This window comes from Chitinophagaceae bacterium (genome assembly GCA_016713085.1).
In the GTDB taxonomy this organism is placed as follows: Bacteria; Bacteroidota; Bacteroidia; order Chitinophagales; family Chitinophagaceae; genus Lacibacter.
In genome coordinates this window covers 1-12971 of record JADJPV010000002.1, presented here as the reverse complement: position 1 = coordinate 12971, position 12971 = coordinate 1, and the positions used below count along the sequence as shown (strand labels likewise).

The window sequence follows — 12971 nt, the reverse complement described above, 5'->3', positions numbered from 1 at the left end:
GTCAGACGGAGCATGCCATCAATTATTTTTTCGAAAGACTTTCATAATCTTCCTTTGTATCAATATCAATCTCTCCTTTCGGAAATGAAACAAATGCGGTTTCGCTCATATACTTTCGAACCAGGCTTTTTGCTCCCACATCACCTGCTAATTCCATCAGTTCCGGAAAGAACCGTTTGGCAAATAAAACAGGCGTTCCAAAAATAGTTCCATATTTACTGGCAACAATGCTGCGCTGTTCTTTTCTGTTCACATCCATCAAATTATTTAATAAATCAGCTGTTACAAAGGGCTGATCGGCTACCATAAAAATAACAGCATCCACCTGCGGATTCGTTTCACCCAAGGTTTGTAATCCGTAGCGAATGGTTGATGCCATCCCCTCTTTCCAATCTGCATTTACAATTACGTTAGCAGTTGTAGTTTTTAATCCATGTTTGATTGCATCTGCATTTGCTCCTAAAACAACAAAAACGGGGCCCGCATTAGAAACCTGCGCCACTTCAATGGAATGTTGCAACAATGTAGCACCTGAATAAATCAATAATTGTTTGGGAGAACCTAAACGGGATGATTCGCCTGCAGCGAGTATAACAACTCCGGTATTTGTATAACTTTTATCATCTGCCATTGCTGCTGCTATTCTGTAATTCCAATTCATTACGGGTATGAATACTAACCGAACGGTTTTTCAGAAAACCTCCTTCCCGATTTGCAAACACCGCTTTTATTTCTGCAAGAACAGATAATGCAATTTCTTCTGCGGCTTCTGCGCCGATGTCTAAACCGATCGGCCCATGGATCATATTTCTTTGTTCATCTGTTACAGCAATACCTTCTTTCTTCAATTCTTCAATCATCCTTTCCAAACGCTTCTTTGGCCCAAGTGTACCGATGTATCTGCAGTTGATTTGCAGCAACAGTTTCATCATTGCCAAATCATACTTGTAATTGTGTGTCATCAACAGAAACACCGTCCATTCGTCAATGACAAGTTGCTGAATAATATCTTCCGGTTTCCCTGCTATCAATTTCTGTACGTTGGGAAAGCGTTGAACATTTGCATGTGTTGTTCTTCCGTCTGCAACAATTATCTGCCAACCTAAAACCCCCGTCATTTCAACTAATGGAAATACATCGTTGCCTGCGCCGATAATAATTAAAGAAACTGGTGGCTGCAGCAATTCAATAAAGCCAGTCAAATCAAACGCACTGTATTCTTTTATGGACGACGCTCCAGCTTTAAGCACAGACGAAGCATCTTCAAGAACAGTCACATCTAATCCTGCATTATCAATTTTACTGTACGAACTTTCTTCATCAAGAAAAAAACAAGTACCGGGCTGATGACCGTGAAAGTTGTGCAATGAAAATAATGTTACCAAAACTGTTTCTTTTCGAAACAGCTGTGATCTCTCCAGCAATGCGATAGGATTATTATCATCCTGCGGATCAATCGGTTCAAATAAAATATGTACAATACCATTGCATCCTAACTGTACACCAAACTCAACATCATCTTCTTCCAGTGTATTATAAGTAACCAGTTTGTTTTGTTGCTGATGAATTGCCAGCAACGCTTTGCGTAACGCATCACCTTCCAGGCATCCGCCGCTTATTGCGCCGGTCATTCGTCCATCGTCTTCCACCAGCATACGGGCACCGGGCCTTCTGTAGGAAGAACCTTCAACGTACACAACAGTAGCAAGGGCCGTTTTATTTCCTTTTTGTTGTGCCCGTTTATAAGCAGCAATTATTTCGTTTATTTCTTTTGTCATTCTCCTTCAAAAAGAAGCACACTGTTTACGATTACTCTCTTTAATACTTTTGATATCCTTTTATCTGAACCTTTAATGCAGGTTGCACCTGTGACGGTAAAATAGCAGGAGCTTTATTGCCCCATGAATTACGAACATAATTTGCAACATCTGCTGCCTGTTCATTGGTAAGAACGATGGCGGCCATTTCCCCATTATAATCTACACCATTCACTTTTGACGGCCCTCTCATACCCTGCACAATCACTTTAATCAAACGATTTTTATCAGCCATATTTGATTTTACTAAAGGAGGAAAAACGCCTTCAAGCCCTGTTCCCTCTGCCATGTGGCAGGTAATGCAACTTGTTTCGTAAATGGTTTTACCACGTTTAACACTCGCTTTTAAATCAAAACTCTGATCAAAGGATAACAATGTTATGGCGAATGTAGAAACCGCAAAGGTTATAAGTATCAATTTCATATTCCGCTTAAGTTTTTTTGCTTTTATACTTCTGGGAAAAAGCACTATCTGTAATTTTTAAAATCTGTTACGGTTTTTTTTGAAGCTCTGTTGAAAAAGGTTGATTATAAAACCGTTTCCCTGTATTCTTATACAATGCATTTGCTACTGCTCCAAATACCGGCGGAAAAGGCGGTTCGCCTAACCCTGTTGGATTAATATCATTTTGCACAAAATGAACATCAATCTTTTTAGGTGCCTCCCGAAGGCGGATCATCCTGTAACGGGTAAAATTATTTTGCTCAGGAACTCCTTCCTTAAATGTCAATCCACCATACAGTGCATTTCCAATTCCATCAACCACAGCTCCTTCAACCATGTTGATCGCAGCATCAGGATTGATCACTATACCGCAATCAAGTACACTGGTAACTCTTTCCACAAAAGGCTGTCCGTCTTTCTTAACCATGTCAACCACATGCGCAGCATAGGAGTTGTGACAGAAATAAGCAGCCACACCACGGCTGTACTTTTTGTTTTCCGGTTTATTCCATCCCGATTTTTCTTTCACCAGTTTCAAGACACCTGCATACCTGTCTGCATCGTATTCATTGTTTTTACCAACAGGATTTTCTTTGGCACGTTTCAATAATTCCAGTCTGAATTCAATGGGATCCTTACCCATTGCTTCTGCTAATTCATCTAAGAACGATTGCTCGGCAGCTGCATTGAAATTAGATCGTGGCGCTCTGAATGCACCAATGGTAATATTGGAAGGTATTTCCCATCCCTCTGCTAAATAATTATCAACAGCACCTGCAGGAAACCTGTTTGCATGAATGGCATGTTCAGGAATACCGCCACCCTTTACATGAAAGGCAATTAAATTTTTATTTGCATCTAATGCAGCACGGTAAGTAGCTGTGTACATGGGGCGATAGATGCCATAGGTCATATCATCTTCACGGGTGTACACAAGCTTGATTGGAACTTTTGCTTTTTTAGAAATAAGTGCTGCTTCTGTAACATAATGTCCATATGCCCTGAGGCCAAAGCCGCCACCCATCCTGGCCATTCTTATTTCAATCTTATCGGCTGGCAGATTTAAAATTTTTGAGATCGTTGGTTCTATCCAACCCGGTGCCTGGTGAGGTCCTATCAGCAACGCTTTTTCATCTGTAACATGAGCGAAGAAATTCATCGGCTCCATACAGTTGTGTGGTAAGAACGGAGCATTGTAAGTGCGTTCAATAATCTTTGCTGCGTTTTTAAAAGCCGTTTCAGGATCACCGTCTTTTCGTAATTGCTGTGCAGGTTTCTTTGCATACTCCCGCATTTGTTCAAAATGAGTGCCTGTACTTTCCAATGCGCCGGGAACAATCACTTCATTCTTTCCGCCTCTGCCTGCCATCGTATCTTTTGTATCTCCTTTCGGCTCCCAGGTTACTTTTAGTTTTTTGCGGGCATTCATTACTTCCCATGTGGTATTGCCCACCACTACCAATAAGTCGTTGAATGTACGTGTATCGAATCCGGCCTGTTCATATCCATCTTCCTATCATTTCACCGTAAACACATCTTTGATGCCCGGCATTTTCAAGGTTTCAGCTGCATCAAAGCTTTTAAATTTCATTCCGAATGCAGGCGGATGATGAATCATGGCAATCAGCATTCCTTCCTGTGTGTAATCCAATGCAAAAAGAGGTTTACCGGTTACAATTTTTAAACCTTCTACATTCTTCTGTGAGTTTCGTACAACATTAAAATTCTTTACTTCTTTCAGCTTTACATTTTTTGGTATCGGAATGCCTGAAGCTTTTGAAGCAAACTCGCCATAGGTTCCTGACTTACCAGTTTTTTCATGATAGAGCATTCCTTCTTTCGTTGTTATTTCTTCCACGGGTACCGCCCATGTTTGCGCCGCAGCATCCATTAACATGGCACGGGCAGCAGCTCCTGCATCACGAAGTGGTTTCCAGTACATCCGTACAGAATTACTTCCACCGGTAAATTGCGGACCTAATTTCATATTGTCGTGTGGCCCCATTTCTACTACTACTTTTTGCCAGTCCACATCCAGTTCTTCAGCCACAATCATAGGGAGTGAAGTCATTACATTTTGTCCAAATTCCGGATTAGGGTTTAAAATTTTTATGATATTATCTGGCGTGATTTTGATATAGCCTGTTATTTCATGCCATTGTTCCGCCAGGTCGGCCGGATTTATTTTATCCTCGAGGCTCAACTCTGCCAAACCGCTGAAACTAATCATCATACCACCACCTGCAAGAAAGGATGATTTTAAAAATGCTCTTCTGTTATAACCAGTTTTGAACTTTTCCATTGTTGATGACTTTAAAAATTTAAAATTCTGAACAGTTGACTTTCTGTTGGATGTGTTTTACTTATTTATTTTACGAAATATATCAACCATCGTCTCTGAATCTATGTTGTTCATATCTACAAGTTTCAAAGACTTTACCATTTTAACCGTGCTTGTTTTATATTTTAGAAAATGAGGCGTTTTTAAATGTGCCTCATAAGCCTCCCTGTTTGCATATATTTCTAAAATCCGTACCTGCGTTGGATTAGCCTTTTGATACATGGGATAAATAGCAATCACTCCGGGTTCTAATTGAACTGAAGCCCTGGATTCTTCCTGAAGGATTGAATTATATTCTTTCAGATAGTTTGAATCTATTTCAATTTCGGATATACGAATCATCATATCTTTTGATTGCGCAAAAACGTTACTGTATGTGAAAATCAAAAAAACTAATAAATATTTCATTTAAAGGATGCTTAGAAAATTTTATTGAATACAAGACTCAACTCATTTTATTTTTGTTTCGCTGCTGTTTTAATTGCTTCTTTTATCCGCAGGTAAGTTCCGCACCTGCATATATTACCACTCATGGAAGCTTCAATTTGTGCATCTGTTGGATTGGGATTACTTTTCAACAATGCAACCGCACTCATGATCTGTCCCGTTTGGCAGTAGCCGCATTGCGCCACATCGTGTTCCAACCAGGCTTTTTGCACAGGGTGGTCGCCCTTCTCAGACAGCCCTTCAATTGTTGTGATCTTCTTTTCGAAACTGTTGAAACAGGCAACATACAGGAACGTACAGCCACATTATCGAGCATGATGGTGCATGCTCCGCACTGTGCTACACCACATCCATATTTGGTACCAACAAGATTTAAATGTTCCCTCAGCACCCACAGTACAGGTGTTGCAGGATCGACATCAATTGATACCGTTTTACCGTTTACATTCAAACTTATTACTGGCATAGCGGAATACTTTTATGAAAGTTAGTGATTGAAAATTTGATCTGTTTAATTCGTACTAAAACATTTGAGGCCGGTCATAAAACAATGGCTGAAATATTTTACTTATTTATACGCATTAAATTTCTTTACTTTTTCTGTTTGATGGGTATACAGATTACGGATTTACCTACCATAATTACTGATTGGGATATGATGAGTAATTACAATACAGAACCGGATATGATCCCCGCAAAGAAACGAAACCGATTTAAGCCAACTGTTCGGCGAATGGTAACTTGCGTAATCGTTTTCTGGTTGCTGCAAAATTGCATTTGCAAGAGCAGCTGCAACAGGCGGTAAAGCAGGCTCACCTAAACCGGTTGGGGCTTCATCTGATTCCACAAATTGTACATCAATTTCTGATGGTGCATCTTTCATGCGTAGAAACTTATAAAGATGAAAATTTGTTTCGGCCACAGCACCATTCACAAATGTAATTTTCGGGAACATAGCATGGCTGATGCCATCAACAATTGAACCCTGCACCTGGTTTTGTGCCCCGCTCAAATTAATTACACGACCACAGTTTACCGCACAAAATACTTTCTTAACCTTCGGTCGGCCGTTTACCATTTGCACATCAACCACCTGCGCTACATAAGAGCCAAACGAAAACCAGGTTGAAAAACCTCTGAATACGCCGGGTGTTTTTGTACCCCACTTACTCATCTTCACTACAAGTTCAATCACACTTTTATATTTCTCCGGATCGTAATTTATTTTTCCGACAGTTTGTTCTTTTGCTTTTTTCAACAATTCCAAACGAAATGCAACCGGATCTTTTTTCAATGCGGTGCATACTTCGTCCATAAAACTTTCGGCAACAAATGCTAATGTGTTTGCACCGGGTGCTCTCCACCAGCCTGTTGGTGTATTGCTTGTGAAGCCTTGCCCCTCTGCACGGTAGTTTGCAACAGCTCCTGCAACATAACTATCACCCCTCACACCACGACCAATACCAACACCTGATTGATGCCATGATAATAAATTGTCGACTGAAAGTGACGCACGGTATCTCCACATTTCTGCCGGACGGTAGAAATCATTTTGCATATCATCTTCACGAGTCCATTGCACCTGCACCGGGCTTTGTGCTGCAGCGGAGATCAACGCAGCTTCCACAGCATTATCAGTCATTAACTTTCTGCCAAAACCACCACCCTGTCGGGGCGATGAAATGGTTATATTTTCTTCCGCTATTCCTAATTGTTTTGATACTTCGCTTCTTACTGAACCTGGCACTTGTGTTGGACCAAACAATTCCACTTTCCCATCTTTCACATTCGCATAAAAATTAAGCGGCTCCATCTGTCCGTGCGACAGTGCAGGTATTTCGTATGTTACATCCAGCAATTTAACTGCATTTTGTTTTGATGCATCTACATCGCCATCGTTCCTGGCGGGTGCTGTTGGTGCTGGGCTTTCAAGCAATTTTTTAAATTCGGCAAAATGTTCTGCACTGTTTTCTAATTTTTCTCCTGCATTCCATTGAATCACCAATGCATCTCTTCCTTTTTTGGCAGCCCATGTAGATGTTGCAAGCACAGCAACCGCATTCTTGATCTTCACTACTTTTTTTACCCCTTCAATTTTCAACGCAGCGGCATCGTTTACTTCGCCCAATGTTTTTCCATAGGCAGGAGCACGGCTTACCATGGCGAACAGCATTCCTTCTCTTCTTGTATCAATTCCAAACAAAGGCTGACCGGTTACAATCTTATGTGCATCTACATCATTCACTCTTGTGCCAATCAATTTAAATTCTTTCGGATCTTTTAAGGTTGGTTTAGCCGGCACTTCCAGTTTAGCAGCTGCAGAGGCCAACGATGCATAACTTAATTTTTTTCCACTTGCAGTATGTATTACTTCTCCATTTTCAACTCCGCATTCAGTTACAGGAACATTCCATTGCTGTGCTGCAGCAGTCGTTAACATTTCACGGGCTGTTGCTCCCACTTTACGCAACTCTGTAAATCGTCCTCTTACTGATCCGCTTCCACCAGCTGTTTGTCTGCCCATTTTACTGTGTAATGGTGCTAATTCAACTTGAATTTTTTTCCAATCAACACCCAGCTCTTCTGCGATGATCATTGGGAGGGATGTTTTTACACCCTGGCCAATTTCCGGGTTCGGTGCCAATAACACAATCGTACCGTCAGCAGCAATTTTGATATAAGCATTCGGAGTAAAAATCATTTCTTCCAATGCATTTGCTTCTGCAGGCAGGTTGAACAAACTGAAACCGATGAGCATACCACCACCTGATAAAGCAGATACTTTCAGAAAGTTTCTTCTTGTATGTGTTGTTGCCATAATTATTTTTTGCTTTGTTGTTTGGCTGCTAAATGAATTGCTTTTCGGATACGGACATGCGTTCCGCATCTGCAGATATTTCCCGACATCGCATTATCAATATCCTGATCAGTTGGCTTTGCATTGCGTTTTAACAAGGCAGCGGCACTCATGATCTGGCCCGCCTGGCAATAACCACATTGAGAAACATCGAGTTCTTCCCATGCCTGTTGCAGCGGATGATCTCCTTTTTCGCTTAACCCTTCAATGGTAACAATGGCATTATTTTTTACAGATGAAACCGGCAATGAGCAGGAACGTACAGCTACACCGTTTAAGTGAACGGTACATGCACCGCATTGTGCCATGCCGCAGCCAAATTTTGTACCAACAAGATTTAAATGATCTCTCAGCACCCATAAAAGAGGTGTTGCCGGATCTACATCAACCGATAGCGTTTTACCATTTACGTTTAAATTGATTGCTGTCATGGAGGAATACTTTTAGGTAAGTTAGCTATTCTCCAAAACATAAAACACAAAATACTATACAATTACAGGAATGGTTTCCTCCTTTAGGCCAAAGGGTATTAAACTGCTGGATCGTTGTGATGATGTCAGAATTATTGGAACCTACAATAAGACAATTTCCATTTATCAATTCTTTGCTTAAGACTTCTGTAGTCAGAATGTACTATAACACCATATTAAACATCCCACACATATACAAACATCCAAGGCTTTACAACCCAACTGACCTAAGTATTTTAGTTCTTTAGACTTAACTTAGCAAAAAAACAGAAGTGGACGCTGTAACGAATGATATGAGCGATACTAAACAAGTAAAAACAAAAAAACGGGTTGCAGACCATGGAGAAGTATTTACAAGTGACCGTGAAGTTAACGCCATGCTCGATTTGGTGAAGCAGGAAACAGAACGAATTGATTCCCGCTTTTTGGAACCTGCTTGCGGTAACGGTAACTTTTTAGCTGAAGTATTGAAAAGAAAGTTAGCAGTGGTTGAAAATAAATACCGAACAAGTCAGGTTGAATGGGAGCGGAATTGCTTAATTGCAATATCAAGTATTTATGGTGTAGATATTTTGGAAGATAATACTTTGGAATGTCAGGAAAGGCTATTTATAATATTTTCCAAAATATATGTTGACAGTTTTGGCATTAATGCCAAAATAGAATTATTAAAAAGCATAAAATTTATTTTAAAGAGAAATATTTTGTGGGGTGATGCTTTAGACTTTACCAATCCTGTTACAAAAAAACCAATCGTTTTTTCTGAATGGAGTATGGTAAATGAGAACATGCTAAAAAGAAGAGATTATGTTTTCAAATTTTTGGTAGAACAAACCCACCAATTCTCAATGTTTAATGACGAAGGAAACGCTGCGGCAATTGATGAACCTGTAAAAGATTTTCCACTAATTCATTTCTTAAAGCTCGGCTAAGATGATACAAACAAATTATAATCCCGATGTACTCTCTTGCCTTGCTAATTTGAGCAATGACGAAGTGTTTACACCACCGGGCTTGGCAAATGACATTTTAGATTTGCTGCCGGCAAGTATTTGGCGAAACCCGAATGCTACTTTTTTAGACCCCGTTTCTAAAAGCGGTGTGTTTTTAAGGGAAATTGCAAAACGGTTAGACAAAGGACTTGAAACGCAAATACCCGACAAGCAAAAAAGAATCAACCATATATTTACAAAGCAAATTTTTGGGATAGCCATAACTGAACTCACTTCTTTGCTTAGTAAAAGAAGTGTGTATTGCAGCAAAACAGCCAATGGCAAATATTCTGTTGTGGACGCATTTGAAAATGAGCAAGGCAATATTCATTACAAAAAACTGAAACATACTTTTAGCGATGCAAAATGTACTTATTGCGGAGCAAGCCAGGAAGTGTATGACCGTGAAGATGCTTTGGAAACTTACGCATACAATTTTATTCACACGGACAAACCGGAAAAAATATTCAATATGAAATTTGACGTTATCGTTGGCAATCCGCCATATCACTTGAGTGATGCCTGGCAGAGCAGAAGTGCAAGTCCTCTTTATCACAAATTCATAGAACAAGCCAAAAAATTAAATCCAAGATACTTGACTATGATTGTTCCTGCTCGTTGGTTTGCTGGAGGTAAAGGTTTGGATGATTTTCGTTCTGACATGCTGAACGACAAAAGAATTAGAAGGCTTGTTGATTTTGAAAATTCCAATGAAGTGTTTCCCGGAGTAGATGTTGCAGGAGGTATTTGTTACTTTTTGTGGGACAGAGATAATCCCGGACTTTGTGAGGTAACTAATTTTATTAATGGAAATCAAGAAAAATCCGAAAGAACACTAAATGAGTTTCCAATTTTCATTCGCCATAGCAAAGCAATTCCAATTATTAGAAAAGTTTTAGCAAAAAAAGAAAATGGCGGTAAAAATCTGAGTGAAGTAGTTTCGCCTTCAAAACCATTTGGAGTAAGGGGTCATCATACTCCATCTAAATCTGGAATCCCTTGTTATTTCACTCAAAGACAAGGATTACTTTATATAAAGAAAGAGGAATTATCAGACAGCTATAATTTGCTTAATAAATATAAACTTCTCATACCGAGAGCACCAATTGCAGGTCAAACAGACTTCTCCAAACCAGTTGGATTTTATTATGATGGTAATACAAGAATTGCCAAACCCGGGGAAGCCTGCACTGAATCTTGGATTGTGGCATTCGCAGCAAAAACGCAAAAAGAAGTAATATCATTTAAGTCATTTTTATTTACAAAAATTTTCAGATTTCTTTTGCTGCAAACTGTCGTTTCGCAAGATGTAACAAGAGGGAATTTTCAATTTGTTCCTGACTTGGGAAAATATGAAGGAGTTTATACAGATGAATTATTATGTAAAAGATGGGGCATCACTAAAGAAGAATGGAAATTTATTGATTCAAAAATAAAAGCGGTAGGCGAAACTGCAAATACTGATGCCGATGAGTAAATGAAATTCTTTCCGCCACGACCACTAACTAATCCGACTATCTACGCTTACGAGTTGCTTGGTGTGGCAACGCATAAAGGTTTGCTCAAAATTGGTTTTACCGACCGAGATGCAAAAACTCGTATTAAAGAACAACTGGGAACAGCCAAGATTGAACATAAAATTGTGTTTGAAGAATCGGCTATGAAGAAAGATGGCAGTTCGTTTACCGACCATGATGTGCATCGGCTTTTAAGAGAATGGAAAGTAGTTAATGCAAGTGGCGAATGGTATAAATGCAACTTGAATGATTTGCGGAGAGCCATTCATCAAATAAAGACAGGTGAACAAACCGAAGAAAATCGGGTGCTAAATTTCATCATGCGACCAGAGCAGGAAGAAGCTGTTAATAAAAGCATCCAATATTTCAAAAGCTATAAAAAAGAAAATCCAAAACAAACGCCTCACTTTCTATGGAATGCAAAAATGCGTTTCGGAAAAACCTTTGCCAGTTATCAATTGGCAAAGAAATTGGGCTGGAAAAAAATTCTGATTCTAACTTTTAAACCTGCTGTTCAAAGTGCATGGGATGAAGATTTAAAAACTCATGTTGATTTTAAAGGATGGCAATTCATTGCAAGAAACGGATTGAAGTTTGAAGATGCAGACCCTAAAAAACCAATTGTATGTTTTGGTTCTTTTCAGGATTATTTGGGAAAGAATACAAGCACCGGAGGTATTAAAACTAAAAATGAATGGGTGCATGCTACCAATTGGGATTGCGTAATATTTGACGAATATCATTATGGTGCATGGCGTGAAAATGCCAAAGAATTATTTGAAGCCGAAGGCAAAAAAGAACTGGAATTTGGCGAAGGTGAAGGCATAGAATATTTTGATGAAGAAACAATGCCTATCACTACCAATCATTATTTATACTTATCAGGTACACCTTTTAGAGCCATCGCTTCAGGCGAATTTATTGAAGAACAAATTTTCAACTGGACATATTCAGATGAACAGAAAGCAAAAGAAAACTGGAAAGCCCCAAACAATCCTTATGCAGCATTGCCAAGAATGGTTATGCTTACTTATCAGCTACCAGACACTATAAGGCAAATAGCCATGCAAGGTGAGTTTGACGGATTTGATTTGAATATTTTCTTTACCGCAGAAGGCGAAAGACGAAATGCCCGATTCAAATATGAAGATGAAGTACAAAAATGGCTTGACCTTATTCGTGGTGATTTTAGAGAAACAACTGTTGACAATTTAAAGATGGGTGCAAAGAAACCACCGTTACCATTTTCTCATGCACCATTACTCAAAGTGTTGAATCACACATTTTGGTTTTTGCCAACTGTAGCATCATGCCATGCAATGGCAAACATAATAAAGCAACGACAAAACAAATTCTATCACGACTATACAATTGTTGTGGCAGCAGGAATTCAGGCAGGAATTGGTGTAGAAGCAATGCCGCCAGTATTAGATGCCATGACAGATAATCCGCTGGAATCAAAAACAATCACACTTTCATGCGGAAAATTGACAACAGGGATTTCAATAAAACCGTGGACGGGAATTTTCATGTTACGAAATTCTTCCAGTCCAGAAACTTATTTTCAAGCAGCTTTCCGTGTGCAAACACCCTGGGTAATTAGAAATCCCGACAGCAAATCACCCAACAAAGAAGAAATCCTGAAAGAAGAATGTTACGTTTTCGACTTTGCACCAGACCGGGCATTGCGACAGATTGCAGATTATAGTTGTCGGCTAAATGTGAACGAAACAAATCCCGAAGCAAAGGTTGCCGAGTTTATCAACTTTCTACCTGTGTTAGCTTATGACGGCAGTTCCATGAAACAAGTCGATGCCGCAGAGTATTCTTGATATGGCAATGAGTGGCACAACAGCTACACTTTTTTTAGCAAGACGTTGGGAAAGTGCGTTGCTCGTAAATCGTGGACAATAACACATTAGCACGTTTAATGGCAAACGAAGAAGCCATGAAGGCTTTAATGAATATTGCAGGTTTCAGAAATTTGAATCAAGATATTGAAACCATCATCAACAAATCTGAAGCCGTAAAAAAAGCAAAGAAGGAAGCTAATGACAAACAACTTTCTGACAAAAAGAAGAAAGA

The 12971-nt window shown here is 39.5% G+C and carries 7 protein-coding genes and 4 pseudogenes; 3 read left to right on the top strand and 8 right to left on the bottom strand.

Annotation, left to right across the window (positions count from 1 at the left end; all coding sequences use genetic code 11):
• Positions 1-22 precede the first annotated feature (22 nt).
• The 8 genes and pseudogenes from IPK31_12505 to IPK31_12470 form a co-directional block, all read right to left on the bottom strand.
• Positions 23-631 carry a nucleotidyltransferase family protein gene (locus IPK31_12505; GenBank protein ID MBK8088689.1) on the bottom strand — a complete coding sequence of 203 codons (609 nt, stop codon included), beginning with the start codon at positions 629-631 and terminating at the stop codon, positions 23-25.
• A complete protein-coding gene (locus IPK31_12500; protein ID MBK8088688.1) occupies positions 621-1778 on the bottom strand; it encodes an XdhC family protein in 1158 nt (385 codons plus the stop codon). The genes IPK31_12505 and IPK31_12500 overlap by 11 nt, the downstream gene beginning before the upstream one ends.
• Positions 1779-1818: 40 nt before the next feature.
• The gene (locus tag IPK31_12495) at positions 1819-2241 is read right to left on the bottom strand and encodes a cytochrome c (protein MBK8088687.1); all 423 of its coding nucleotides are present in this window, start codon (positions 2239-2241) and stop codon (positions 1819-1821) included.
• A 67-nt stretch (positions 2242-2308) separates the two neighbouring features.
• A pseudogene (locus IPK31_12490) lies at positions 2309-4564 on the bottom strand (xanthine dehydrogenase family protein molybdopterin-binding subunit).
• Between the two features lie 57 nt (positions 4565-4621).
• Positions 4622-4948 (bottom strand): antibiotic biosynthesis monooxygenase, encoded by a 327-nt coding sequence (locus IPK31_12485; GenBank protein MBK8088686.1) that lies wholly within the window; start codon positions 4946-4948, stop codon positions 4622-4624.
• A 110-nt stretch (positions 4949-5058) separates the two neighbouring features.
• A pseudogene (locus IPK31_12480) lies at positions 5059-5516 on the bottom strand ((2Fe-2S)-binding protein).
• A gap of 247 nt (positions 5517-5763) precedes the next feature.
• A pseudogene (locus IPK31_12475) lies at positions 5764-7937 on the bottom strand (xanthine dehydrogenase family protein molybdopterin-binding subunit).
• On the bottom strand, positions 7871-8338 hold the full coding sequence (locus IPK31_12470; GenBank protein MBK8088685.1) for a (2Fe-2S)-binding protein: 468 nt from the start codon (positions 8336-8338) through the stop codon (positions 7871-7873). Before IPK31_12470 ends, IPK31_12475 begins: the two are co-directional and overlap by 67 nt.
• Before the next feature lie 332 nt (positions 8339-8670).
• Here IPK31_12470 and IPK31_12465 point away from each other — a divergent pair, with 332 nt between their 5' ends.
• The 3 genes and pseudogenes from IPK31_12465 to IPK31_12455 all read left to right on the top strand — a co-directional run bounded on the left by IPK31_12465 (position 8671) and on the right by IPK31_12455 (position 12971).
• Positions 8671-9309 (top strand): SAM-dependent DNA methyltransferase, encoded by a 639-nt coding sequence (locus tag IPK31_12465; protein MBK8088684.1) that lies wholly within the window; start codon positions 8671-8673, stop codon positions 9307-9309.
• 1 nt (position 9310) lies between these two features.
• The gene (locus IPK31_12460; protein MBK8088683.1) at positions 9311-10846 is read left to right on the top strand and encodes an Eco57I restriction-modification methylase domain-containing protein; all 1536 of its coding nucleotides are present in this window, start codon (positions 9311-9313) and stop codon (positions 10844-10846) included.
• Positions 10847-12971 (top strand): annotated as a pseudogene (locus tag IPK31_12455) (DEAD/DEAH box helicase family protein). It begins immediately after the preceding gene.

Bases quoted from the DNA above. Each gene is read 5' to 3' on its own strand.
- IPK31_12505 (MBK8088689.1), bottom strand. From the start codon at position 631: ATGGCAGATGATAAAAGTTATACAAATACCGGAGTTGTTATACTCGCT.
- IPK31_12500 (MBK8088688.1), bottom strand. From the start codon at position 1,778: ATGACAAAAGAAATAAACGAAATAATTGCTGCTTATAAACGGGCACAA.
- IPK31_12495 (MBK8088687.1), bottom strand. From the start codon at position 2,241: ATGAAATTGATACTTATAACCTTTGCGGTTTCTACATTCGCCATAACA.
- IPK31_12485 (MBK8088686.1), bottom strand. From the start codon at position 4,948: ATGATGATTCGTATATCCGAAATTGAAATAGATTCAAACTATCTGAAA.
- IPK31_12470 (MBK8088685.1), bottom strand. From the start codon at position 8,338: ATGACAGCAATCAATTTAAACGTAAATGGTAAAACGCTATCGGTTGAT.
- IPK31_12465 (MBK8088684.1), top strand. From the start codon at position 8,671: ATGAGCGATACTAAACAAGTAAAAACAAAAAAACGGGTTGCAGACCAT.
- IPK31_12460 (MBK8088683.1), top strand. From the start codon at position 9,311: ATGATACAAACAAATTATAATCCCGATGTACTCTCTTGCCTTGCTAAT.